Source organism: Kribbella sp. NPDC026596 (assembly GCF_040638415.1).
GTDB lineage: Bacteria > Actinomycetota > Actinomycetes > Propionibacteriales > Kribbellaceae > Kribbella.
Genome location: NZ_JBEZYF010000024.1, coordinates 92,123 through 114,215 on the forward strand (window position 1 = coordinate 92,123; position 22,093 = coordinate 114,215).

Annotated in this window: 21 protein-coding genes, 1 pseudogene and 1 riboswitch; of the genes and pseudogenes, 13 read left to right on the top strand and 9 right to left on the bottom strand. The window is 67.9% G+C overall.

Annotated features, from left to right (window positions below; genetic code table 11):
- The first annotated feature begins 2 nt into the window (after nt 1–2).
- Entirely contained in the window at nt 3–923 is a 921-nt protein-coding gene (locus AB0E63_RS21375; RefSeq protein WP_360368708.1) for an LD-carboxypeptidase, read from the top strand.
- Here AB0E63_RS21375 and AB0E63_RS21380 read toward each other — a convergent pair.
- The 3 genes from AB0E63_RS21380 to AB0E63_RS21390 all read right to left on the bottom strand — a co-directional run bounded on the left by AB0E63_RS21380 (nt 886) and on the right by AB0E63_RS21390 (nt 6,285).
- A complete protein-coding gene (locus AB0E63_RS21380; protein WP_360368711.1) occupies nt 886–2,682 on the bottom strand; it encodes a S9 family peptidase in 1,797 nt (598 codons plus the stop codon). The genes AB0E63_RS21375 and AB0E63_RS21380 overlap by 38 nt on opposite strands.
- Before the next feature lie 64 nt (nt 2,683–2,746).
- Nucleotides 2,747–4,525 (bottom strand): ABC transporter ATP-binding protein, encoded by a 1,779-nt coding sequence (locus AB0E63_RS21385; protein WP_360368714.1) that lies wholly within the window; start codon nt 4,523–4,525, stop codon nt 2,747–2,749.
- Nucleotides 4,522–6,285 (bottom strand): ABC transporter ATP-binding protein, encoded by a 1,764-nt coding sequence (locus AB0E63_RS21390; protein ID WP_360368716.1) that lies wholly within the window; start codon nt 6,283–6,285, stop codon nt 4,522–4,524. Before AB0E63_RS21390 ends, AB0E63_RS21385 begins: the two co-directional genes overlap by 4 nt.
- Before the next feature lie 177 nt (nt 6,286–6,462).
- Between AB0E63_RS21390 and AB0E63_RS21395 the strand changes: the two genes are divergently transcribed.
- The gene (locus AB0E63_RS21395; protein WP_360368718.1) at nt 6,463–7,884 is read left to right on the top strand and encodes an MFS transporter; all 1,422 of its coding nucleotides are present in this window, start codon (nt 6,463–6,465) and stop codon (nt 7,882–7,884) included.
- On the opposite strand, the gene AB0E63_RS21400 is transcribed toward AB0E63_RS21395, so the two are convergent.
- Entirely contained in the window at nt 7,871–8,887 is a 1,017-nt protein-coding gene (locus tag AB0E63_RS21400) for a (p)ppGpp synthetase (protein ID WP_360368721.1), read from the bottom strand. The genes AB0E63_RS21395 and AB0E63_RS21400 overlap by 14 nt on opposite strands.
- A gap of 84 nt (nt 8,888–8,971) precedes the next feature.
- Between AB0E63_RS21400 and AB0E63_RS21405 the strand changes: the two genes are divergently transcribed.
- The 3 genes from AB0E63_RS21405 (at nt 8,972) to AB0E63_RS21415 (ending at nt 10,979) form a co-directional block, all read left to right on the top strand.
- Nucleotides 8,972–9,223 carry a hypothetical protein gene (locus tag AB0E63_RS21405; RefSeq protein WP_360368724.1) on the top strand — a complete coding sequence of 84 codons (252 nt, stop codon included), beginning with the start codon at nt 8,972–8,974 and terminating at the stop codon, nt 9,221–9,223.
- A gap of 100 nt (nt 9,224–9,323) precedes the next feature.
- A complete protein-coding gene (locus tag AB0E63_RS21410; protein WP_360368727.1) occupies nt 9,324–10,517 on the top strand; it encodes an ATP-binding protein in 1,194 nt (397 codons plus the stop codon).
- A gap of 132 nt (nt 10,518–10,649) precedes the next feature.
- Nucleotides 10,650–10,979, top strand: coding sequence for a hypothetical protein (locus AB0E63_RS21415; RefSeq protein ID WP_360368730.1), 330 nt, complete (start codon nt 10,650–10,652; stop codon nt 10,977–10,979).
- Here the strand turns inward: AB0E63_RS21415 and AB0E63_RS21420 are convergent.
- From AB0E63_RS21420 to AB0E63_RS21430, 3 genes and pseudogenes are all read right to left on the bottom strand, one after another.
- A pseudogene (locus AB0E63_RS21420) lies at nt 10,896–11,411 on the bottom strand (1-aminocyclopropane-1-carboxylate deaminase/D-cysteine desulfhydrase); the annotation flags it as partial. The gene AB0E63_RS21415 and the pseudogene AB0E63_RS21420 sit on opposite strands and share 84 nt — an antisense overlap.
- A gap of 75 nt (nt 11,412–11,486) precedes the next feature.
- A complete protein-coding gene (locus AB0E63_RS21425; protein WP_360368733.1) occupies nt 11,487–12,533 on the bottom strand; it encodes a macro domain-containing protein in 1,047 nt (348 codons plus the stop codon).
- Between the two features lie 49 nt (nt 12,534–12,582).
- Entirely contained in the window at nt 12,583–13,221 is a 639-nt protein-coding gene (locus tag AB0E63_RS21430; protein ID WP_360368736.1) for a DUF4433 domain-containing protein, read from the bottom strand.
- 269 nt (nt 13,222–13,490) lie between these two features.
- On the opposite strand from AB0E63_RS21430, the gene AB0E63_RS21435 reads away from it, so the two are divergent.
- From AB0E63_RS21435 to AB0E63_RS21455, 5 genes are all read left to right on the top strand, one after another.
- Nucleotides 13,491–14,246, top strand: a complete 756-nt coding sequence (locus AB0E63_RS21435; RefSeq protein WP_360368739.1) for a DUF3152 domain-containing protein — start codon at nt 13,491–13,493, stop codon at nt 14,244–14,246.
- Between the two features lie 45 nt (nt 14,247–14,291).
- Nucleotides 14,292–15,155, top strand: coding sequence for a hypothetical protein (locus tag AB0E63_RS21440; RefSeq protein WP_360368742.1), 864 nt, complete (start codon nt 14,292–14,294; stop codon nt 15,153–15,155).
- Complete coding sequence (locus AB0E63_RS21445) at nt 15,152–15,814, top strand: alpha/beta hydrolase (protein WP_360368745.1); 663 nt, start codon at nt 15,152–15,154, stop codon at nt 15,812–15,814. Before AB0E63_RS21440 ends, AB0E63_RS21445 begins: the two co-directional genes overlap by 4 nt.
- 20 nt (nt 15,815–15,834) lie before the next feature.
- Nucleotides 15,835–15,950: riboswitch (TPP riboswitch) on the top strand.
- A complete protein-coding gene (locus AB0E63_RS21450) occupies nt 15,944–17,272 on the top strand; it encodes a cytosine permease (RefSeq protein WP_360368748.1) in 1,329 nt (442 codons plus the stop codon). Its footprint overlaps the riboswitch before it by 7 nt.
- 27 nt (nt 17,273–17,299) lie before the next feature.
- The gene (locus tag AB0E63_RS21455; RefSeq protein ID WP_360368751.1) at nt 17,300–17,980 is read left to right on the top strand and encodes a class I SAM-dependent methyltransferase; all 681 of its coding nucleotides are present in this window, start codon (nt 17,300–17,302) and stop codon (nt 17,978–17,980) included.
- A 157-nt stretch (nt 17,981–18,137) separates the two neighbouring features.
- Here AB0E63_RS21455 and AB0E63_RS21460 read toward each other — a convergent pair whose 3' ends face one another.
- Together AB0E63_RS21460 and AB0E63_RS21465 are read right to left on the bottom strand one after the other, a co-directional pair.
- Nucleotides 18,138–18,704: a methylated-DNA--[protein]-cysteine S-methyltransferase gene (locus AB0E63_RS21460; RefSeq protein ID WP_360368753.1), complete on the bottom strand. Its 567-nt coding sequence runs from the start codon at nt 18,702–18,704 to the stop codon at nt 18,138–18,140.
- Nucleotides 18,701–19,192 (bottom strand): sigma-70 family RNA polymerase sigma factor, encoded by a 492-nt coding sequence (locus AB0E63_RS21465; RefSeq protein ID WP_360368756.1) that lies wholly within the window; start codon nt 19,190–19,192, stop codon nt 18,701–18,703. The genes AB0E63_RS21460 and AB0E63_RS21465 overlap by 4 nt, the downstream gene beginning before the upstream one ends.
- 315 nt (nt 19,193–19,507) lie before the next feature.
- Between AB0E63_RS21465 and AB0E63_RS21470 the strand changes: the two genes are divergently transcribed.
- From AB0E63_RS21470 to AB0E63_RS21480, 3 genes are read left to right on the top strand one after another with little or no spacing between them, the layout of a single operon-like run.
- Nucleotides 19,508–20,077 (top strand): flavin reductase family protein, encoded by a 570-nt coding sequence (locus AB0E63_RS21470; protein WP_360368758.1) that lies wholly within the window; start codon nt 19,508–19,510, stop codon nt 20,075–20,077.
- Nucleotides 20,070–21,125 (top strand): ABC transporter substrate-binding protein, encoded by a 1,056-nt coding sequence (locus AB0E63_RS21475; RefSeq protein ID WP_360368760.1) that lies wholly within the window; start codon nt 20,070–20,072, stop codon nt 21,123–21,125. Before AB0E63_RS21470 ends, AB0E63_RS21475 begins: the two co-directional genes overlap by 8 nt.
- A complete protein-coding gene (locus tag AB0E63_RS21480) occupies nt 21,122–21,961 on the top strand; it encodes an ABC transporter permease (protein WP_360368762.1) in 840 nt (279 codons plus the stop codon). The genes AB0E63_RS21475 and AB0E63_RS21480 overlap by 4 nt, the downstream gene beginning before the upstream one ends.
- Nucleotides 21,962–22,093 lie beyond the last annotated feature (132 nt).

Sequence of the window (22,093 nt, forward strand, 5' to 3'; positions counted from 1 at the left end):
GCGTGACTGACCTGGTGGTGCCGCTGCGGCTGCGAAGTGGAGATCGGGTCGCCGTGGTGGCGCCGTCGGGACAGGTGGATGCCGAGCGGCTGGCGATCGGCTTGGAACACCTGAAGGCGTGGGGGCTCGAGGTCGAGGTCATGCCGTCCGTGCTGGCCGGTCATGAGCGGCTGACCTACCTGGCCGCCGACGACAAGGCCCGCGCCGAGGATCTGCGGACGGCATGGCTCGACTCGAGCTTCGCCGCGGTGTTCTGTGCCCGAGGTGGGTACGGCGTCCAGCGGATGCTCGAGTACGTCGACTTCGACGAGCTGGTCGCGGTGCCGAAGTGGTTCATCGGCTTCAGCGACATCACCGCACTGCACGAGCCGCTGAATGCACGGGGGCTGGTCACCATCCACGGACCGATGGCCGCCGCAGTCGAGCAGCTGGATGTCGTCGTCGGACGGGATCGCCTCCGCACGCTGTTGTTCGAGCCGGAGAGCATCACCGAACTGCTCGCACCCAATGGCGGTCGCGAGGTGTTCGGTGGTGTGGCCGAAGGACGCCTGCTGGGCGGGAACCTCGCACTGCTGGCGACGAGCCTCGGCACGCCGACCTACGCGCAGCCGGCCGGAGTCGTCGTACTGGAGGACGTCAACGAGGACGGGTACCGGGTGGACCGAATGCTCACGCAGTTGCTGCGGTCCGGGTGGTTCGACGAGGTCACCGGTGTCGTGGTCGGGGACTTCAGCGGGTCGGACGAGCTGATCGACGATGTGGTCCACGAGCGGCTCGAGCCTCTCGGCGTACCGGTCGTGGCGGGTGCCGCGGTCGGGCATGAGGCCTTGAACCTCGCCGTGCCGTTGGGACTGCCGGTACGGCTCGACGCGACCGCGGGGACTCTTACTCCGCTGTGGCGAGGTGTTCCCGCAGGAACGTGAGGGCCTGGGGGTAGGCGTCCAGGCGGTTCTTCAGTTTGGCCAGTCCGTGGCCTTCGTCCGGGTAGACCAGGAGCTCGCATGGCACGTTGCGTTTGGTCAGGGCGTCGGTGACCTGCTCGGCCTCTGACAGCGGCACCCGTGGGTCGTTGGCGCCGTGGATGACGAACAGGGGTGCTCGGATGTCGTCGACCCGGCTGAGCGGGCTCGCGGACGCCAGGAACTCCCGGTCGGTCGCCAGATAGCCGTACTCACGCTCCCGCATCGCCCTGCGGTAGTCCGAGGTGTTCTCCAGGAACGTGACCAGCGAAGCGATCCCCACGATGTCCACACCGGCCGCCCATAGCTCCGGCTGGAACGCGACCCCGGCCAGCACCATGTAGCCGCCGTACGAACCACCCCACAACGCGGCGTGCTCCGGGTCAGCACCGATGGACGGCAGCCAGGCATGGATCGCGGCCAGGTCCTTGACCGAGTCGAGCCGCAGCTCCCGGTCGTCGAGTGAGTACCAGCGCTTGCCGTACCCCGCCGAGCCGCGGACGTTCGGTACGACGACGGTGTGGCCATCGGCGGCGAGTGACGCGACCATCGGGTTCCAGATGCGCATGGCCGCGCCTTCCGGACCGCCGTGCACGTGGACCACGGTGGAACCCAGGTCCGGACCGGTCGGCCGGAACACGAACACCGGCACCTGCTCACCATCGAACGACGGCACGAGCAGGCTCTCCGGATGCGTGAGCTGTGCCGGCGGCTCCGCCTTCCCCGGCGACCGCAACTCCACGATCTCGCCGGTCGACGGGACGTACCGGTACACCGTCGGCGGCGTGACCGGCGAGTTGTAGGTGATCGCCGCGAACGAGCCGTCGCTGGACCAGAGCGGGTCCGGCGTCATCATCGTCAACGCGGCACAGCCGCCCGCGGGCAGGTTCAGCGGTGTGATCGCCGCGCCGTCCTTCAGCCGGTGCAGCGCCAGTGACACCTCGCCGTCCTGCACCGCACCGACGAGCAGTTGCTCGCCGCCGGGCGAGACCCAACCGGCAAGGTCACGGGCGTCGTCTACCAGTACGTCGCTCCACGCCGCGTCGGCGATGTCGTACCGGCGCAGCGCCATCCGGTCACGGTCGGCGTTGCTCGACACCAGGAACGCGGTGGAGTCCGGCAGCCAGGACACCGCCTGCTGGTCGTTGTGGGCGTCGGCCGCGGTCAGTTCCGTGACGGCCTGTGTGGTGGTGTCGACCAGGAGCAGCTGGACTGAGTTCGCCGGCGCGCTGGCCAGGGACAGCACGACCCACCGGTCGTCCGGCGACGGGTCGACTTGCATCACCCAGCCGCCGCCGTCGTACATGGCGGTCTCGGTGCCGGTCGACAGGTCGCGGGTGACCAGCTCGAAGTCGACGCCGTTGCGCCGGTTCGTGGTGAAGAGGATCCGGGTCGCCTTGGCGTCGACCAGGTGGTGGTTGTACTCGAGGTCGTGGACGAGCGGAGTGAGCACGGGTACGCCGGGCTCGTCGAGGTCTAGCACCGACAGCTGGCCGCGTTCGTTGCCGCCGCTGTCGTGCTCGACGACGACGTGCCGGGTGCCGGGGATGAACCGTGCACCGCGACAGGTGTCGTCCAGCTCGGTGAGTGCTCGCCAGGTCCCGTCGGGAGCGATCTCGTTGACCTGGCGGACGCCGGTGCCGTCGTAGAGGACGAGCAGGCGACCCTCGTCGTTCACGTCGAGTGCCAGGGTGGACGTCAGCGAGAACAGCGTTGTCAGCACTGCCCTATCCTCACACGGCTGAGGTCACCGGGGGCAGGCACGCGGCCTGCCCCCGGATGACCTGTCAGCGCTCGCCGTGCCAGGAGTGCCAGAGCGCCGCATACGGGCCCTGGGCATCGACCAGTTCGTCGTGCCCGCCCAGCTCGACGATCCGGCCGTCCTCCACGACCGCGATCACGTCCGCGTCGTGGGCGGTGTGCAACCGGTGTGCGATCGCCACCACGGTCCGGCCTTCCAGCACGCCGGCCAGCGACCGCTCCAGGTGCCGGGCCGCCCGCGGGTCCATCAACGAGGTCGCCTCGTCCAGAACCAGCGTGTGCGGGTCGGCCAGCACCAGCCGGGCCAGGGCGACCTGCTGTGCCTGGGCCGGCGTCAGTGAGATCCCACCGGATCCCACCTCGGTGTCCAGCCCGTTGTCGAACCCGGCGACCCAGCCGTCCGCGTCGACCGAGCGCAGTGCTGCCCACAGGTCGGCGTCGGTGGCTTCCGACCGGGCCAGCCGCAGGTTGTCCCGGACACTGCCGACGAACACGTGGTGCTCCTGGTTCACCAGAGCCACGTGACTGCGGACCTGCTCTGCCGACATCTGGTCGAGGGCGGCACCACCCAAGGTGATGTCACCGACCCGAGGCGAGTAGATGCCCGCCAGCAATCGGCCCAGCGTCGATTTCCCTGCTCCAGAAGGGCCTACGAGCGCCACGCGGGCACCCGGCTGCACAGTCAGCGTGACACCGTGCAGCACGTCCCTGCCTTCCAGATAGCCGAACCGAACGTCGTCGGCCAGCACAGTCCGGCCCTCCGGCTCGGCGTCTCCGTCGGTGGCGGCTGCCTCGACCTCACGGACCCCGACCAGCCGCGCCAGTGACACCTGCGCCACCTGGAGCTCGTCGTACCAGCGGATCATCATGTTGACCGGCTCGACGAGCATCTGGATGTACAGCGCGCCAGTGGTGAGCGCGCCGACAGTGAGCCAGCCCTGGATGGCGAGACCGCCACCGAAGACCAGCACGGCGGCCAGCGCGACCGTGTGGGTCATGTTGATCACCGGGAACAGGATCATCCGCAGGTACAGCGTGTACCGCTCCCAGGCGACCCATTGCCCGATCCGGGTGTCGCCCAGCTTGATCCGGCGGTCGCCGAGCCGGTGCGACTCGACGGTCCGGCCGGCGTCCACGGTCTCGGCCAGCCCCGAAGCCACCGCGGCGTACCCGGCGGCTTCGGACCGGTACGCCGAGGGCGCGCGGCGGAAGTACCACCGGCCGCCGATGATCAGGATCGGCGTCGCGATCACCACGGCCACCGCGAGCTCGGGTGCGGTCACGACCAGCGCGCCGATCAGCAGCCCGGCCCAGATCACCGCGATGGTCAACTGCGGCACGGCGTCCCGCATCGCGTGCGAGAGCCGGTCGATGTCGGTGGTGATCCGAGACAGCAGGTCACCGGTCCCGGCCCGCTCCAGCACACCCGGCGGCAGTCCGACCGCGCGGACCAGGAAGTCCTCGCGCAGGTCGGCGAGCATCTCCTCGCCGAGCACCGCACCGCGCAGCCGGGTGAGCCGGATGAAGACCGTCTGCACCAGCAGGGCGATGACGAACCCGGTCACGACATACGGCAGCTTCACATCGGTGTTGCCCTGCGACAACTTCTCCACCACGTTGCCGAGCAGCCAGGGCCCGACCATGCCGCTCAGCGCCGCCACCGCGTTCACCAGCGTCAGCCAGCCGAACGCGCGGCGGTGCCGGCGGAACAGTGTCTTCAGGTAGGCGCGCACGGTCGTGCTGCCCGCCACCGGTAGCCGAGCCACTTCCTGCGGGGCTGCCGGGTCGTACTCGGGGCGCTTCACAGCGACTCCTCTAGCGTTGGTTCGTCTTCACGGGTCACGACCGCGCGGTAGCGCGCGTTGGTGTGCACCAGGTCGTGGTGGGTGCCGACGGCATCGACGCGGCCGTCCGGCACGAACACCACCCGCTCCGCGCGGTCCAGCATCAGCGGGCTGGAGGTGAACACCACAGTGGTCCTGCCGGCCCGCAGCAGCCGCAGGCCGTCGGCGATCCGGGCCTCGGTGTGCGCGTCCACCGCACTGGTCGGCTCGTCCAGCACCAGCACCGGCGGGTCGACGTACAGCGAACGGGCCAAGGCCACTCGCTGCCGCTGACCACCGGACAGGGACCGTCCGCGCTCGGTCAGCACGGCTTTCATCGCGTCGGTCTCACCGGCCGGCAGCGTCTGCCGCAGTACGTCGAGAATGTCCGCGCACTGCGCTGCGTCGAGCGCAGTCTCCGGAGAGACCGCTCCACTGGCCGGCACGTCGAACAGGTCGCGCACCGTCCCCGACAACAGCACCGGGTCCTTGTCCTGCACCAGTACGACGGTCCGCGCCGAGTCCAGAGGGATGTCGTCCAACGCGACGCCGTCGAGCAGCACCGAGGCCTCGTCGGCCTCGGTCGACGGGCTGTGACCACCCAGCCGGTCGGCCAGCCGGCCGCCCGCATCCGGGTCACCACAGACGACCGCGGTGAAGCTGCCGGTCGGGACGTGCAGCCCCGAGATCGGGTCGAGCAGGTCACCGTCCGGCAGCTGGGCCTCGGCGGTGCCCTTGGTCTCATCGGTCCGCTGCAGTGACAGCACTCGCGCGGCCCGGCGGGCCGACACCTTCGAGAAGATGAACGCGCTCGCGGTCTCCTCGAACGTGTGCAGCGGCACCAGCATGAAGGTGACGAACCCGTACGTCGTGACGAGCTCGCCGACCGAGATCTGTCCGGAGATCACCAGCCGGACGCCCAGCCACACGACCACCACCAGGAACACTCCGAACAACAGCACCTGGAGAGCCGCGATCAGCGACCACATCCGGGCACTGCGGACCGCACTGGCCCGGTACTCCTGCGAGGCGGCGCGGTAGCGGTCCAGGAACAGCTGCTCACCACCGATGCCCCGCAGCACGCGCAGACCGGCGACGGTGTCGGCGGCCAGCTCGGTGGCCCGCCCGCCCTTGGCCCGCTGAGCGTCGGCGCGACGCTCGGCCGGACCCATCAGCGGCACGATCGAGAACGCCAGCACCGGAACGGCGATGGCGACCACCAGACCGAGCTGCGGCTCGTAGAACAGCAACCCGATGACGACGGCGAAACAGGTCAGCAGTGCGGCGGCGAACCGGCCGAGCACCTCGACGAACCAGCCGATCTTCTCCACGTCGCCGCTGCTCACGGCGACCACCTCGCCGGCGGCGATCCGGCGGGTGAGCAGTGAGCCCAGCTCCGCGGCCTTGCGGAACAGCAGTTGCTGCAGGCGCGACGCCGTACTGATCCAGTTGGTCACCACGGCGCGGTGGAAGAACGAGTCGGCCGCCGACTTGGCCGCACCGAACGCGAGCAGCAAGGCCCCAGCCAGGATCAGCTTGGGCCAGGAACGGTCGATCACCGCCTGGACGGCGAGACCGACGGCGACCGGAGCGGCGGCGATACCGCCGAAGTAGAGCAGGCCGAAGAACACCGCGAGGGCTTGCCCGCGCAGTTGCTGGTGCTCCAGCCAGACAATGAGTCGGAGACCGGACCGGGTGTCCGGCACACCCGGGTCGGCAAAAGGAATGAGGCGCAGGGACATGACGTCTCGCAAGAGGCGTAGAAGGATGGAAGAAGGGCACCTGACCAGGCGAATGGATCAAGCCTAGGCGTCGCCGCCGACAGTCCGTCAAACCCTTTTCGTCCCAGCCGCCGGACCGTCGGGAATCGTTTCCGACGACGGTAGTACAGTCTTCAACGGACGAGCGGAGGGAGCCGGGTGGAGGAGCTGACGCGCAGGCGGCGGCTGCTGGTCCTCGGCATCTGCTGCTCCAGCCTGTTCATCGTCGGGCTGGACTCCACGATCGTGAACCTGGCGCTGCCGGCCATCCGCTCCGAGCTGGGCGCCTCGGTGGCCAAGCTGCAGTGGACCATCGACGCCTACACGCTGGTGCTGGCCAGCCTGCTGATGGTTTCTGGGTCCACCGCAGACCGGATCGGTCGCCGGCGAACGTTCCAGGCCGGGCTGGTGGTGTTCGGGATCGGGTCGCTGCTGTGCGGGTTGGCGCCGACCGTGGACCTGCTGATCGTCTTCCGGATGCTGCAGGCTGTCGGTGGGTCAATGCTCAACCCGGTCGCCATGTCGATCATCACCAACACGTTCACCGATCCCCGCGAGCGGGCTCAGGCGATCGGCGTCTGGGGCGGTGTGGTCGGACTCAGCCTGGCCGTCGGGCCAGTGGTCGGTGGCGCGCTGGTCGACGGCGCGGGCTGGCGGTTCATCTTCTGGATCAACGTGCCGGTCGCGCTGGCGGCTCTGGCGATGACTGCCTTCTTCGTGCCCGAGTCGCGCGCGGCGGTGCCGCGGCGGATCGATCCGGTCGGGCAGGTGCTGGTGGTGCTGCTGCTCGGCGGCCTGATCTACGGGATCATCGAGGGTCAGTCGGCCGGGTGGGGATCGCCGCTGATCATCGGGTGTTTCGTGCTGGCCGCCTCGGCGCTCGTCTGTCTGGTGCTGTACGAGCGGCGGCGGGACCAGCCGTTGCTGGACCCGCGGTTCTTCCGTAGCGCGCCGTTCTCGGGAGCGACGCTGATCGCGGTCGCCGGGTTCTCCGCCCTCTCCGGCTTTCTGTTCCTGAACTCCTTGTATCTGCAGTCGGTGCGTGGGTTCTCGGCGTTGCAGGCCGGGTTGCTGACGTTGCCGATGGCGGCGATGACGGTGGTGTTCGCGCCGCTGTCCGGGTGGCTGGTCGGGCATCGCGGTCCGCGGCTGCCGCTGGTAGTTGCCGGGAGCACGCTCGCCGCCTCGGGGCTGGTGCTGTCGCAGTTGAGCCTGACGACCTCGACCGAGGCGCTGCTCGTCGGCTATCTGATCTTCGGACTCGGTTTCGGCATGCTGAACGCGCCGATCACGAATGCCGCGGTGTCCGGGATGCCGCTGTCCCAGGCCGGCGTCGCTGCCGCGATCGCCTCGACCAGCCGCCAGGTCGGCGTCTCCCTCGGCGTCGCGATCGCCGGCACGGTGTTGACAGCGCGCCTGGTCGGTCCGCTCGAGACCGGGTTCGTCGACGCCGCGCAGCTGTGCTGGTACATCATCGCCGGCTGCGGCGTACTCGTCCTCGTGCTCGGACTGATCACCACGAGCGCCTGGGCCCGTCGGACGGCGGCCTCGGTCGCGGAGGACCTGGTCAGGGCTCGGTGATGCCGGCGCGGGCGAGGGCTTTGAGTCGTCCGCGGAGGATCTTCTGGCGGCGCTCCTCGTCGGGGAACAGGTCGACGTACGCCGTCCCCTTCGCGGCGAGGAGGTCGTCGTCGAGGCGTCGTACCGTGCCGGCCGGGAAGCGATGCGTCATCGCGGCCTGTACCGCGGAGCTGTCGATGCCGGTGAGAAGCTCGGTGAGCTGCTCCTCGGAGGTGACGCCGAGCCGGTCGAGGATGCCGAGCATCCACGCGTAGTGGTTGGTTTTGGCGTGCGGCGCGTCCGGGTAGCGACGGGTCAGGTAGGTCGTCAGGATCGCCGTGGTCAGGTCACGCGGGGCCTTGTCGGTCTCGGCCGCCGCGAGCTCACGGTAGAGCCGGTCGATCTCGGTGAACTCGTTGTCCACCAGCTCCATCAACGCGGCCGCGAGCAGGAACCGCCGGTCGAACTCGGGCTTGCGGTCCGGCGGGATGTCCAGCTTGTACCGGATGTCGTGCTCGAACTCGGCCCACGCGTGCTGGACCGCGGTCCGAACCTGGATCTCCATCGTCAGGTTCTTCAGTACGGCGTACTCCGGCAGCTCCCGGCGATGGGCGTTCAGCCGGACCAGATAGTGCTTGCTCGCGTACCCGAACACACCCTGCGCGCGGGTGTGCGCGCCCATGTCGGTGTGCTCGACGATCTCGAACTCGGCCTCGATCACCTCGCACACCCGGTCCACCGCCTCGACCAGGAACGTGATCACCCGGGCCGCGACCAGGTCGGTGATCTGGTTGAGCGGATCGTCGTACTTCGGTCGGCTGGGATCGTCGGGGTTCGGTTTGGCCGCCTTCGCCAGGAACGACTCCGGATCCTTGGCCCGCGCGGTCGCGCTCAGGTAGTTGATGCCCTCTTCTTCACCGATCAGCTCGTCGATCAGCGCCTCGAGCTTGCGGGCACCTCCGACGTACTGCTGATGCACACGCTCGTACAACGCCCCCGCCTGCCCAGCCCACTCCACCCGCATGGCCGAACCATAGTGCGCCACCGGTCGCTCGCGCTGTCTATCACTCTCTAGTTTTTTCACTAGAAAGCTGTAGAGAGTGGTTGCATGTTGTTGCAGTTGAAGCCGCAGGGATTCGTCGGTGTCGCTCCGGCCCACGCAGGTCAGCTGGTGTCGCTGCAGCTGTACTCGAACAAGACCTGGAAGTCGATCGCCTCGGTCAAGCTCAGCGCCTCGGGGAAGTACGCGTTCGGCATCAGGCCGGCCGCGCGGGCGAGCTTCGCGTACCGGGTGCTGTTCGCCGGTGACGCGGACCACGCGCAGGCGGTGTCGCCGTACCGGATCGTGACGGTCAGCTGACGCCTGGTCGCGCCCCGGCTCCCGGGCCGGGGCGCGACACGGTCTCGGTGTCGCTAGCGAAATCTAAGGAAAACGCTAGACGGGCTCATACAGTGACAGCATGGATCCGATCCGGAATCCCTATGCGCCCGGCGCCGGTCAGCGGCCGCCTGAGCTGGCCGGACGCGACACCGAGGTGCGGCAGTTCGAGGTAGTGCTCGAGCGGGTCGCGGCAGGCCGACCGGAGCGGAGCCTGGTGCTCAGTGGGCTCCGTGGCGTGGGTAAGACGGTGCTGCTCAACACCTTGCGCAGCCAGGCGATCAAGCGCGCCTGGGGTACCGGGAAGATCGAGGCCCGGCCGGATCAGAGCATCCGGCTGCCGATCGCACAGGCGCTGCACACCGCGATGCGGGAGCTGGGGCATCGGCACCGTGACGACGAGCGGGTCGACCAGTTCAGCGCCGTACTCAAGGCTTTTGCATTGCGGACCGATGCGCACGACCGGAAGGGGATCCGGTGGCATCCGCCGGTCGACGTGGCGGCGGCGAAAGGCCGCGCGGACTCCGGTGATCTGGAGATGGATCTGATCGAGCTGTTCGCCGACGCGGCGGATCTGGCCGGCGATCTGTCGGTTGGGGTCGGGCTGTTCATCGACGAGATGCAGGACATCAGTCCGGACGATCTCTCCGCTTTGTGCGCTGCATGTCACGAGATCTCGCAGCAGAGTGCTCCGCTGGTTGTCGTGGGAGCCGGGTTGCCGCATCTGCCCGCCGTACTGTCCGCCAGCAAGTCGTACTCCGAGCGGCTCTTCCGCTACATCCGCGTCGACCGGCTGGCGCGGGAGGCGTGTGACCGGGCGCTGATGGTCCCGGCCGAGAGTGAGGGCGTGCAGTACGACGAGGAGGCGCTGGACGAGCTGCACGCCCAGACCGACGGCTACCCGTACTTCGTCCAGGCGTTCGCCCACTCCACCTGGGACCACGCCCCGACATCCCCCATCACCATCAAGGACGTCGCGGTCGCGGCCCCGGAGGCCTCCGCCGAACTCACCGTCGGCTTCTTCGGCTCCCGGTACGAACGTGCGACTCCGGCGGAACGCGAGTACATGCGGGCGATGGCCGAACTGGGCATCGGCGTCGACGACGGCTCCGTCCCCACCGCCGAAGTAGCCAGCACCCTCAACCGCAAACCCCAGTCCCTCTCCCCCGCCCGAGACGGCCTGATCAAAAAAGGCCTCGTCTTCTCCGCCGAACGCGGCACCGTAGCCTTCACAGTCCCCCACTTCGGCAAGTTCCTCAGAACCCGCACCGCCTGACCCCACACCCGTCAGCCGGTTGCGTTGATCAGGGCTATGAGGGTTGTGCCTTGGGGGAAGGTTCCGTGGGTTATCTGGTCGAAGAGGGCGTACATCATCTTTTGCTTCGTAGACCCAGTCCAGGAGGAGGCCGTGCCTCGCCTCGAAGTCTTCGATGAAGGCATCCAACTCGGGGGTTCGTTTCGCGTAGCCGCCGAAGTGGTAGTTGCATTCGAGGTGCCACGTGCCGACCCGAGTGCCGTACGTCGTCCTCTGGAGATCGACGATCTGGTTCTCGAGGAATGCGCCGCCCTTCAGGACGGGGACGCCGACCACCGCCTGGTGAGTGCTTGCGGCGACGCCGGCCAGGGTTCCGCCGGTGCCGACTGCGCAGAACAGTACGTCGTACGGGTCCGTGAGTTCGGCCGCCAGCTCCGCGCATCCCAGCACGGCCTCGCGGTTGCTTCCGCCCTCGGGCAGTAGGTAGAAGTCGCCGAACTCTCGGTGTAGCGCAGTGATCACCGCATCGGAAGTCTTGGCGCGGTAGGTGGTCCGGTCGAGATAGGTGAGCCGCATTCCGCGCGCAGCGGCGTACGCGAGCGAGGGGTTCAGCGGCAGGTGCTCCTCGCCGCGGATCACGCCGATGGTGTTGAAGCCGCCGTAGTAGCCGACCGCGGCGGTCGCTCGGATGTGGTTGGAGTACGCACCACCGAAGGTCAGCAGCGTGTCGAACCCGAGGTCGCGCGCCGCGGACACGTTGTACTTCAGCTTGCGCCACTTGTTCCCGGGGATCTCCGGATGAATGAGGTCGTCACGCTTCAGCAGGACACGCACTCCCGCCGCGGTCAGACGCTCGTCGCAAAGCTCCGACACCGGCAACGGCAACCGAAGACCGACCGGCCCTAGAGCACCCATCAACCCACCATCGCACGACGACCTGCTGAGCCGAACTGAGGGAACACCCGCAACACATCACACGAACTGACATGGTCAGGATGCCGCTACCAGGCCGCGGTCGCGGAGAGTGTGCCATGCGCGCTCGACGTGCTGGCGGGTAAACAAGGTGGACTTCCGTTTGCTCCATTGCCGGACCGCGGTGTGCGCCGCAGTGAGGTCGTTGCGCGCGGCATCGTCATGGGCCATGACCCAGTGCACCGAAGCTAGAAGTTCTAGGCCGTAGGCGCTCTCGAATCCAGCGATCTCTTCCATCACTGCCGATATCCGGGCAGCGGTCTCTGGGTGATCGGCCACGTAGTCTTCCACTTGCTGGACCGCCTCTGGCAACACGTCGATGCCGACCGCATCGGCTACCCGCGCCGAGCCGTCGCCGAAGCCGGTGATGTAGTGACCCTCCATCGCCGACAGTGCCCTACGAAGCGCATCGGCGTACGGGCCGTAGATGTGTGGCGTGAACTCCATGTTGAGATCCTGGCCACTCAGTTGGAGGAAGTAGGCGAGTTTCTGCACCTCTACGAGAGTCGGTGGAGCAAAGGTGAACTGCACGTAGGCGTGCATCAAGGCGAGCATCGCGGATCGGGTGGGATTCAGCGGTGGAGGCTTCTCTCGATTCACCATCGACTTCGCATCAGGAGCTCCGTCGGGTGCAAACACTCGGATGTCCACGTGATCCGCCACCGATGCGAGGCCCCGATGGATCAAGGGCTCCACATCGACCCAGGCCAGTCCGCCGTTTCCGCAACCAAGTGGGGGAAGCGCGATCGAGGTCAGACCGAGATCGCCGATCACCCGGACGAGGTCGTCCAGTCCGGACTGGACGTCTGCAAGCCGTGAGCGCGAACGCCAATGCTTCTTCGTCGGAAAGTTGACGATGAAGCGAGGTGGGGTCAATGAGCCGGTGTTCCAGACATGCATGTGTCCTAGGCGGACCTCGCCGCGGGCACATGCTGCTTCGTATTCCCGGAACATCTCAGGCCACGCACGCTTGAACTGCAGTGCGATGCCCTTGCCCATGATCCCCGCTGTGTTGACAGTGTTGACCAGGGCATCGGCATCTTGGCGAAGTAGATCGCCGGTCATATTCCTGATCATCGTGTCCGCACCTCCTGTGCGTCAGCATCCCACACCACTAGAAGTACCAGGCAGGTCTGACAATTGCGCGTAGCGAGGATCCGTGAGCGGAGAGTGTGTCGTCAACTTCGGCCTTCAGTGCATCTGTCTTCACTCCGATGGCGATGAAGTCGTCGAAGGGAACATGTTCGTGGACCAGGAACTCCGCCATCCGTCGCTCGATACGGTCGGGGTGCTCGGGAACCGGGTAGCAGGACTCGAGTTCCATGACATCCCAGTCGATCATCTCTGTCAGCCGACGGTCGCTGGTCGAGAACTCCGCGTGACTGAGCACGGCGTTCCGGTCGCTCGCTACCCATTTCAGCCCTGACTCGATGAGCCGCTGGGTGTGCGTCGCGAGGTAGATCAGCCGGTCGCAGCCGTCCTGGTAGGACGGAACCTTTCCGCTGTGGATGTTGTGCATCATCGGGCTACGTGTCGCGTAGTAGAAGGGCGCGTAGTCGGCGACCATTCCGCCGGGAGGCTCGGTCACCGGGGTCTCTGCTCTTCTGCGTTTGATCGATTGCTGGCCTATCTCGATCTGCATCAGGCCGGCTTCCTGCGATCGTGTGTCCGAGAGCAGACCACTGGTCACGATCGTCGGGAGATGCTCGATCCGGGTGAAGTGGAAGATCTTCGTGGGAACTGGCCGGGGCACGTCAGGCCCTGCCCATCGGCAGGTGATGGACCACGATCCCAGCGCCTGTACGACTCGACTTCATCCTGGCAGACTCTACCGGTCGGCCCGACCTTCGGTCCGTTGGTCGGGTTGGGGCTGAAACTGCCCTTTCGTCCAGTAGGTGTGGCTCTGTAGGGTGAATCGTCATGACCACCCGGCGGAGCGGCCAGCAGGCGGACGTGCCTGGGCGGAAGCGGCGGGGTGGTCGGCACAGTCGGCGGAAGTCTTATAAGGCGCAGTGGTTCTCGGTGACTGCGTTGGCTGTGCTGGGCACCGTGGTGGTGATGCATCCGGATGTGACCCATCGGCGGAGTCTGGCGGCTGACGTGGTGGCTGATACGCCGGTGAGTGCTCCGGTGACCGAGATTCCGGTGAGTACACCGACTCCGGTTGTCACGCCGACGCAGCGGTTCACGACTCCGTTGCGACCGGCACCGAGTTTGACGCGGCAGCCGAAGGGCTCGAAGCCGAACGTCACCGTGTCCACCGGCAAGCTCGCCGTGGTGCCCGGGTTCAACAAGGCCAGCGGCGTACGGGACAAGCTGACGTACCGGGTCGAGATCGAGCAAGGGCTCTCGGTCAACGGTGCCGCGGTTGCGGCGATCATCCACAAGACGCTGACCGACCCGCGGGGTTGGCAGGCGGTGCACCCGGTCAACTTCGAGCGGACCGACAAGGTGGACGCGGACCTGCGGATCATCCTGGCCACGCCGACTCTGACCGACAAGCTCTGCCTGCCGCTCGACACCGGCGGTGAGGTGTCCTGCCGGGTCGAGGACCGCGTCGTGCTGAACGCCAAGCGGTGGATGTACGCGATCCCGGCGTACAACGGCGACGTCTCGCTGTACCGGAGCTACCTGGTCAACCACGAGGTCGGGCACGCACTCGGCCATGGTCACTCGACCTGCACCAAGGCGAAGACCCCCGCGCCGGTGATGATGCAGCAGACCAAAGGCCTGGCCGGCTGCCTCCCGAACGCCTGGCCGACGATCAAAGCGACCTGATCCAACCCCGCGTTCGTGAGAAGCTGAGTCCGAGGGGAGGTAGCGATGTCGTCACAGGATTTCCCGACGTACGGCCGGGGCGATGAGCCCGAGCGGAGCGGCGAGGAGCACCACTACGCCCCGCCCACGCCGTACGGCGGCGGCACCTACGGCTCGGGCCCGCACGCCGACCCGCAGCCGGGCCCCTACGCCCAGCCCCAGCCCTACGGCTCCCAGCCGGACAACGGCACCCCACCGCCCCAACAAGGCCTGCCCCAAGGACAGCCGCAGTACGCCGCTCAGCCCCAAGGACCCATGTACGCCCAGCCGCCCACCTACCGCCCCGGGACCCCTTACGGCCCGCCGGCGCATCCACAGCAGCACGAGCTCCCGACGTACGGCCGGGATCAACCCGTCGCACCCCGTGACCCGCGCGCTGCCCGGGTGGTCGGGCTCGCCACGATCGTCGCGGCGATCTACGGCCTGCTCGTGGTCTCCGTCCAGCGGGTCGCCCTCCGGGAGATCTCCCAGGCCCCGGGCTCACCGCTCAACCACCCCCTCCGAACCGACGTGATCGACACGATCGGCCAGCTGGTGCTGATCGTGGTCGGCGCGGCCGCGCTCGTGATGTGGATCCGGGACGTGCTCGCCCGTCGCAAGGCCGGGCGCCAGCCCGACCCGGTCGAGCTGGGTGGTCTGCTGCTGGTCGCGGTCTCCGCGATCCCGATTCTGGTCTGGCTGATCATGGTCCTGTCCACCGGACTGGGCGCCATCGACGACTCGGTCGACCGGCTGCCCACGGCGTACGGCTGGGGCGGCATCGGTCTGCTGGTCCTCGCCGCCGGCCTGGCCCTCGGGTACCGCGAGCTGAAGCCCGAGGTGCGCAACCCGGTCGTCCAGGGTCCGCCACCCAAAGCGCCCTGGGAGTGAACGCACCCGTCGTCCTGGTCCCGGGCCTCGGCCTCGGGCCGGAGTCGTACGCCAAGACGGTCGAGCACCTGATCACGCCGCACCACGTGGTCACACTGCCCGGGTACGGCGAACCGGCCGGCGCGCGGGAGGACCTGCATCCGCGTGCCCTCGGCGTGGCACTCGCGGACAAGATCCGGGAGCGGTCGGTCCTGGTCGGGCACTCGGCCAGCTGTCAGATCGTGGTCGAGACCGCGGTCATCAACCCCGAGCTGGTCCACGCGCTCGTACTCGCGGCTCCCACCGGAGACATCCGCATGTCGAGCTGGCTGGACCGGGCGGTCCGCCTGCTCGGATCCGCCGTACCGGAGTCACCCCGGCTCATCCGGGTCGTCACCCCGCAGTACGCGCGGACGACGCTCTCCACGATCGCCCGGGCCGGAGAGGCCGCCAGGCACCACGACCTGGCCGCCGTCATCACCCGGGTGAAGGCACCCGTGGTCATCGTGCGCTGCAAACACGATCTGCTCTCGCCGGCCGACTGGGTGCAGAAGCTCGCGGAGCTGAGCCATGGTGAGGCCCGAACCCTGGATACCGGCTCACACATGCCGGTGCTGACCAACGGCCCGGAGATGGCCGCTCTCATAGAGCGAGCTGCCGCGGTGCCGCCGACGACCTGAGGCGCTATCGTTGAGGCGCTAACAACCTCTGCGGGAGCTCGCACCGATTGCGCGGGCTGAGAGGGCGACAGCTGGGTCGCCGACCGCCTGAACCTGACCGGGTAATGCCGGCGTAGGGAGCGGGTCATCATGACCAGTACTGTTGTTCGTCCTGCCAGCCAGACCGAGGCACCGCTGGTCCTGACCACGGATGCCCCGCGGACCCTCGGATTCCTGGACCAGTTCACCCTGTGGGGGAACTTCGGCATCTCTCTGTTCGGACCGGTCACGGGTGCGCTGGTTGCGGCGTACACCGGCTCGCTGTGGCAAGGGCTGCTCGCGGTTGTCGTCGGCTGCGGAATCGGCGCGCTGGTGCTCGGCGGCGCCGCTGTGTTCGGTTCGCAGACCGGTGCGCCGGCGATGGCGTGCTTGCGCGGACTGTTCGGCCGGCGGGGTTCGATGGCGCCGACCGTGCTGAACATCGCGCAGAACGTCGGTTGGGCCACGATGGAGATCATCGTCATCTCGCAGGCCGCGGTCGCGGTGACGAGTGAGCGGTGGCGCTGGCTGTTCGTCGTACTGGCCGGGGTGATCGCGACGGCGATGGCGGTCCGGCCGCTCGGCAGTGTGAAACTGCTGCGGAAGTTCATGGTCTGGCTGGTGCTGATCGCGTCGGTGTACCTGTTCGTGCAGGTGCTCAGCAAGCCGGTGCAGGCTATGCCGCAGGACAGCGTGTTCGGCTTCTGGCCGGCCGTCGACCTGGCTGCCGCGGGCGTGGTGTCGTTCGCGCCGCTGGCCGCCGACTACACGCGGCACTCGCGCACCAACAAGGCCGCCTTCGCCGGATCGTCACTCGGCTACGGGATCGCGGCGATCCTGTACTACGCACTCGGCGTGTTCGCGGTCGCGACGCTGCAGACCAACAGCGAGGACGTGATCACCGCGCTCGTCACGCTGCCGGCCGGTGCGATCGCGCTGTTCGTGCTGCTGGTCGACGAGGTCGACGAGGCGTACGCGAACGTGTACTCGACCACGATGGCCGCGCACAACCTGATCGGCCACGTCGACCGCCGGTGGATCTCGGTCGCGATCGGCGTGCTCGCCACCGGTCTCGCCCTGATGGTTGACCTGGGCAACTACACGCAGTTCCTCTACCTGATCGGCTCGGTCTTCATCCCGCTGTTCGCGGTCGCGATCGCCGACTTCTTCGTGGTCAGCAAGATGAACTGGGACGTCTCCGGTACGGCGCGCTTCCGCTGGCAGCCCACGGTCGCCTGGGTGATCGGCTTCGTCGCCTACCAGCTCGTCAACCCGGGCACGGTCTCCGGCTGGTCGCCGTTCTGGCTGGACCTGCAGCAGCGGCTCTTCAACAACCAACCGGTGCCTGGCTGGCTCGGCGCGACGTACACCTCGATCATCGTCTCGATGCTGGCCGCGATCGTACTCGGCCGGATCGGGCGCCGACCGCTGGACAAATGACCCGGAGTAACCGGGATACTTGCGGTCATGCTGAATTCCGCACTGCGCAGCCGGGCCGAGTACGCGGAACTCGGCCCGGACGGGTTGGCCGCGCGTACGACGCCCGAGCGGGACGCGGCGGTCGTCAAGGCCGTCGAGGAGTTGCTGGCCGGGCGTGAGTCGGTGCTCGACCTGTGCTGCGGCTACGGCCGGATCGCGCTGCCGCTGCGGAAGGCCGGCAAGGTCGTCCGCGCCCTGGACATCTCGCCGAACCTGGTCGAGGCCGGTCAGGCGATGGCGGCCAAGGAGGAGTTGTCGATCGACTGGGCGATCGGCTCGATGACCGACCTGCCGTACAAGTGGGACTCCTTCGACGCGGTCATCTGCCTGTGGACCGCGTTCCACGAACTGTTCGCCGAGGACGAGCAGATCTCCACGATCTGCGAGATCTCCCGGGTGCTGAAGCCGGGTGGCGTGGCGATCATCGAGGGCCCGGCCTGGGGTCCGGCAACGGCGGCCGAGATCGCCAACGGGATGCGGCAGGGCCCGGAGCACCGGATCGTCACCACCGAGCACTTCGGCACCAGCAGCGTGCACTTCATCCACGACGAGATCAGCTACGGCCGGCTCTGCGCGGCCGCGGGGATCGAGGACTACAAGGTCTACAAGCGGGAGTGGGGCGGGCGTCGCCGGCTCATCCTGGAGATCCACCAGCCGGCCACTGACTGACGTGTCAGTTTCTCGACCTGAATTCTTTTCCGGAACCATTTCACTTCCCCGTATCCCTTGCAGGCAAGGGAAAACAAGAAGCAGATCCCCACTCCACATTGGGGATCTGCTCCTTTGTTCTGCGAGTGTAAATCAATTCCCCAGGTGCCGGGAAAACTCAGCTTTTTGCTTCAAGATTCAGCAGGAATCGCTTCGCCTCCAGGCCGCCGGCGTACCCGGTGAGCGCGCCGGTCGAGCCGATCACCCGGTGGCACGGCAGGACGACGCAGACCGGGTTCGCGCCGAGCGCCGTACCGACGGCCCGGGCGGCCTTCGGCTTGTGGATCTCCCCGGCGAGCGCGCCGTACGTCGTGGTCCGGCCGTAGCTGGTGTGCAGCGGCAGATCGTTGAGCACGAGTCGCTGGAACGGCGTCGCCAGGGCGAGATCCACCTCCAGGTCGAACGCGTGCCGTCGACCGGCGAGGTACTCGTCCAGTTGCCGTCGTACGTCGTCCAGCGCGCCGGGTTGCCGCAGTACGCGCGGTGACACGGCCCGGGCGAGCCGGTTGGTGATGGACTCCTCGTCGCCGAAGGAGCTGGCGACGACCCGGCCGTTCGCGACCGCGAGCAGCATGGTGCCGATCGGGGTGTCGTGCAGGGTGTAGGCGACGTCGGCATCCGGCAGGATCGGTGGTTTCAGGTCTGTGGTGGTGAACCGGGTGAGCCGGCTCTCGAGGTCATTCATGCGTCTACTCCGAGTTTGGTGCGCAAGGTCGCGAGGGCGTCGCTGACGAGCCGGCGCGACGCGGCAGGCGTGGTATCCAATGCGGCGGCCACGCCGTGGTGGTCCAGGTCGCCGATGTATTTCAGCGTGATCGCGAAGCGCTGGCGTTCGGGCAGTGCGTTGACCGCCTGCCAGAGGTCGGGGTCCGGCCAGTCGGCGACGTCCGGGCCGTCGACCGCGATCGGCGGGGCTTCGTCGAGCGGGCGTTGTGGTTTGCGGGCGCGGTGCAGGTCGGTCGCGCACCGGGACGTGATGGTCAGCAGCCAGCTGCGCAGGTTCTTCGCCGAAGTCAGGCCGGGGTAGGCCGCGAACGCCTTCTCCCAGGCGCGCTGGGCCACGTCATCCCCGTCCACCGGCCCGGCCAGGGCGCGCGCCAGCCGCGCCACGTCCCGCCAGTGCGCGTCGACGAGCGCCTGGAACGGTGGCAGTTCGACCTTCTCCCGAGCCATCACGACAGTAGAACGCATCAGGTTCGGCCGATGTGAGGGTGCCCGGTCCGGATTCCGAGATTGTCTAGTTACTCAGTGGACATTGATGAGAAGATTGCTGACATGACGACGACCTTGCTCACCCGCCGTCGCGTCATCGATCTGCTGCGGACGGCGAGCGCCACCTGTCGGTGACACCTGCGCCGTATCGCGTTGCCCCGGCGGAATTCCGCCGTACGAGGCCTGTCTGACCACCGCCTCCCACACCCCGCCCGGCTGTGGTGCTTCCTGCTGCCCTGCGCCGGTCGTCCCTGCCCCCGTACCCGAGGGAGAGACATGTCAGTCCATGCGATCAACCCGTCCGATCGTCCGCCGTTGTCCGTCGTCCCGGACCGCCACGAGGAGCGGACCGTCGACGCCGACGTGTTCCGGTCCGTGTTCCGTCGCCACGCCGCCGGTGTCGTGGTGATCACCGCGGACGCCGGGCACGGTCCGGTCGGGTTCACCGCGACCTCACTGGTCTCGGTCAGCCTGCTGCCACCGCTGGTCTCGTTCGCGATCGCCACCAGTGCGTCCAGCTGGCCGACCGTCAGCATCGCGAACAGCCTGGTGATCAACTTCCTGTCCGCCGACCAGCAGGCCATCGCCGGGCGCTTCGCCACCAGTGGCATCGACCGGTTCGCCCAGCCGACCCGCTGGTCCCGCCTGAACACCGGTGAGCCGGCCCTCGACGAGGCGCCGAGCTACCTGCGCGCGCAGGTCGAGCACCGCTTCGCCGTGGGCGACCACTACCTGGTCGTCGCCCGCCTCGCCACCCATACCGAACGACGTGAGCACGACCCGTTGCTGTACCACGACGGCCGCTACGTCACCGCCACCTCTGACCCGAAAGCACACCATGTCTAGGACCAAGTACGCCGTTATCGCCGCAGCCCTCGCGACAGTCGCCCTGGTGGCGGGCTGCGGAGGTGCCGCGGACGCCGGCAGCGGCTCCGCCAAGCTCTCGCTCGACGCCGCCCTGCCGGCCACCGTCCCGGACGGCACCAAGATCGTCGTCGGCGACCCGGCCACCGAGGTGGCGCTGAAGCTGTCCGGCCAGATCGACAAGGTGTCGAAGTTCGTCCAGTTCGCCAACCTGAGCGGCGGTCCGCAGACCACCGAGGCGTTCCGGGCCCACGCACTCGACCTCGGCTCGGTCGCGGAGATCCCGCCGATCCACGCGACCTGGACCGGTCTGCACGTGAAGATCGTCGCGTCGAAGTTCCGCAAGGACCCGCTCGAGCACCCGATCTACAAGCTCGGTATCGCGCCCGGCGTGAGCGTGAAGACGCTGGGTGACCTGCGCGGCAAGAAGATCGCCTACAGCCCCGGTCAGGCGCAGGGCGCCCTCGTCCTCAAGGTGCTGCAGAAGGCCGGCCTGACCAAGGAGGACGTGAAGCTGGTCGAGCTGCCGAGCACCGGCGACGTGTACTCCAACGCGCTGGCCGCCAAGCAGGTCGACGTCGCTCCGATCGGCGGCGTACAGATCAAGCGCTACCTGGCCAAGTACGGCAAGGACGGGGCCGGCACGATCGACCACGGTCTGCGCGACGACGCCGGACACCTCTACGTGGTCACCGAGTCCCTGGAGGACCCGGGCAAGGCCGCCGCGATCCGCGCGTACGTCGCCGCGTGGGGTGTCGCGCAGAACTGGATCGACAAGCACCCCAAGGAGTGGATCCAGGGGTACTACGTGAAGGACCAGGGACTCACCGAGGCCGACGGTCAATGGCTGGTCGACAACGCCGGTCACCCGGACATCAGCGCGGACTGGAGTGACGCGATCCAGCGGCAGCAGCAGACCATCGAACTGCTCGCCAAGGAGACCGGCAACAAGGTGATCCAGGCCAAGGACCTGTACGACCTGCGCTTCCAGACGGTCGCGGCCGACGCGATCAAGGGAGCCACCAAATGAGTGCCACGACGCTGCCCGGCCTGCGGACCCGGGAGGCCACCGGGACCAAGGCCGTCCGGCGTCCCCGGCTCGGACTCGGGAAGCCGATCAGGTTCGGAGGTGCGATCGGACCCGTTCTGCTGCTGGTGATCTGGAGCATCGGATCGGCCACCGGCTGGATCGACCAGCGGGTGCTGTCCGCGCCGTGGACCGTGGTGACGACGGCCGGTGACCTGATTGCCGACGGCCGCCTGCAGTCGAACCTGTGGACCTCCACCCAGCGGGCCCTGCTCGGACTCGCGCTCGGCATCGTCCTGGGCGTCGTACTCGCGCTGCTGTCCGGCCTGTCCCGGCTTGGCGAGGCCATCCTGGACGGACCGATCCAGATCAAGCGAGCGATTCCGTCGCTGGCGCTGCTGCCGCTGCTGATCCTCTGGCTCGGCATCGGTGAGTCGATGAAGGTCGTCACCATCCTGCTCGGGGTGTTCGTGCCGATCTACATCCACACCCACAACGGCCTCCGCACGATCGACAGCCGGTACGTCGAACTCGCGCAGACCGTCGGCCTGTCCCGCCGGGACTTCATCCGCCGGGTGGTCCTGCCGGGCGCGCTGCCCGGATTCCTGCTGGGTTTGCGATTCGCAGTGACCGGCGCGTGGTTGTCGCTGGTCGTCGTCGAGCAGATCAACTCCACCAGCGGCATCGGCTACATGATGGAACTGGCCCGCACGTACGGGCAGACCGACATCATCATCGTCGGCCTGGTCCTGTACGGCGCCCTCGGCCTGCTGTCCGACGGAGCCGTCCGCCTGATCCAGAGGAGGGCCCTGACATGGCGCCGAACACTAGCGTCCTAACGGTGCTTTTGGCCGGGCCTTCGGCGCCGGCGTGGTCATGGGGCCTCGGCTCCCGGCCTTCCCTCGTCGCTCCAGTCGCTTCGCTCCCTCCACAACACAATACAGGCCGGGGTGGCCCCAGAGCGCGCGAAG